Consider the following 2,488-nt stretch of genomic DNA (forward strand, 5'->3'; position numbering starts at 1 on the left):
ACAGCTGTGTCCATATCAAAAGCAGTGTACTCGCCAATGTGAAGGTAGTCGCCATTCCCATCAAAGGTCAGGAATGTCTGATCCCCGTCGCTTCCCAAGGACGGAGTTCCCTCCAATCCTCCCGGATGTTCGTGGCCACTACTGTCGAGCACGTAGTAGGTCTCGATCCCGACAAGCTCATCCATCCTCCACCACCCCACCAGCGAGCTGTCCGTGGAAAACGACCAGACGGGGGAGTAGGCGGAGCAATCGGTGCCGCCGTCGCCGTAGCATGTGCGCATTTCCCAGTAATAAGTTGAGGACGATGAGAGTGATTCGATCACATAGTAGGTCTGGCTTGAATCATCAATTTCAACAAAGGCACCTTTTGCGCAATCAAGTGAATCAAGATTCGAGGTTGATACACAGAGATCATAATGCGAAAATATTTTGGTCGAGTCCAAACTACCGACCTCCCACGACAAAAACGCGCGGGTGGGGGGGAGTTCAAGGCCGTTTGACGGCGTGAGTTGCGCCGGCACGTCATCCGCGGCGCAAGAAATTCCCGCGGCAGTTTCACCATCTTGGCAGAAATCCCGTATCTCCTGCGTGGAAAGGGCGCGGTCGTAAACTGCCACTTCGTCGATAATACCATTGAAAAATGATTTTAAACCATCTGTAGAGTTCTTCCCCGCCCCGATCCGGAGAGGTTCACTGGAGTCCCACATCGCTGTGAAATCCCCGACCTCCGAGCCGCCCACCTGGACGAGATCGCCGTTGACGTAAACCCTCAAGGACTCACCTCCCCCGCCGCCGTCCCAGACCCCCACCAGGTGGACCCAAGTATCTACCGACAGATCTTCAGCCGCCTCCGAAGAGGTAATATAGTCAGAGCCGGTATCAAAGACCGCAACCTGCGGATCGGTTCCTCTAACCTGCAGACGGAAGCTCGCGTCGGAAGGGTCTCCGTCCAGGTACTGTGAGATCACATAATGGTCGTCACCCGTCATAAGACTGGACGGATTCACCCAAGCCTCGAGCGTTAGGGCGGACGTATGGAAATCGGGTCTTCCAGATGCCTGTGAGACTGCCACGAGGTCATTTGTCCCGTTAAACTGAAGCGCCCCGCTGGAAACGCCGGATGTCCAGCCGCTAGTTGAACCAATGTCCCCTTGAAGTGTTCCATCGCCCCCATATCCACTCGAATCCTCTGCCGTCGTCCCGCTCCCCTCATCAAACCTCCACCACCCCACCAGGCCGGTGTCGGAGGTGGTAAAGGTCTGGCAGTCGCTGGTCGAGGCGGTTCCGCCATTGCTGTCGCTCAACGCAACGGTGTAGGAATAATCGGTGCGAGGGTTTAAAGTATCCGGGTCAATGGAAACCGTGGACGTAGAGGACGGATAAGACGTATAGTCGCCGGAACAACCGGTGCCCTCGTAGAGACGCACCTCTGCCGTTACCGTGTCGTCCAAGCCGTCGGTTGAATCGGACTGACTCCACGAGACCGTAATGCCGCTGGCCGGGTCCTGCCCAAATTCAGTTGTTGTAGAACCATCAAAGCTCGGATTGTAATTCACCTGTATGGTCACACTCCCCGTGGCGGTAAAGGTGCTGGAAGTCCCTGTTCGGGTCGCGGTCAGCGTATAAGTGGTTGTGGTGGAAGGAGTGACGCTGGTGGCACCGGAAGAGGCACTCAAAGTTCCCACGCTGTTGTCAACCGAAAGCGAGGTGTAATTATTCGCCTCCCATGTGAGGCTTGCCGAACCGCCATTTTGAATCAGCGCGGATGTCCCAAACGACGCGATGTTCGGCGTGTTGTCCACCAACACCGAAACGGTCTTGTAGGCCCGGTTGCCCTCCTTGTCTTCCGCATAAAAAGTGAGGGTTGTGGACTGATCTTCCGGATAGTTGGAGGTATCCGTCGTATCCCATGTAGTGTCGAAGACATCGGGCAAGATGTTTGTGTCGGTTAAAACCGGCGAAGTGATGATCAACCGTTTGATATCCGCTGTGTTGCTTGAAGCATCGGCGCTGATGGACTCCGTGTCCTGAACCGTCTCCCCGTCCGTCAGGTTGTTGACGGTAATGGTGACCGACTCCGATTTACACCCGCTACTGCATCCATCGCCGCTTACCGTATTGCCGTCGTCGCAATCTTCGCCCGATTCCGCAGTTCCGTTTCCGCAGACGGGGGCGGCGGTTTCCACCTGACAGGTCTCACTGCACCCGTCGCCTGCCGTGGTGTTGCCGTCATCGCACGCTTCGCCCGTATCCTCTATACTGTTGCCGCAGATAATCGGGAGATCCGAGGCGTCGTTGGGATCGCTCCCTTGATCCAGCTCGTCAAAATTGCTGTAGCCGTCGTCATCCAGGTCCAGATCGGGAAGAATATCGACGGAAATGTCGGCCAGAATATCTTCCGACACGGAATCATCATACTCAATCATACTCGCCGTAAAACTGATTGTGGTGGTCTTTGAATCATCCGTTGTCTGCGTGGAATTGACAT

General features: G+C 55.4%; 1 protein-coding gene. It reads right to left on the reverse strand.

Annotated features, from left to right (window positions below):
• A partial coding sequence (locus tag HYU99_05735; GenBank protein ID MBI2339848.1) for a DUF4215 domain-containing protein occupies nucleotides 1–2,488 on the reverse strand: 2,488 nt, incomplete at both ends.

This window comes from Deltaproteobacteria bacterium (assembly GCA_016183175.1).
Taxonomy (GTDB): domain Bacteria; phylum UBA10199; class UBA10199; order UBA10199; family SBBF01; genus JACPFC01.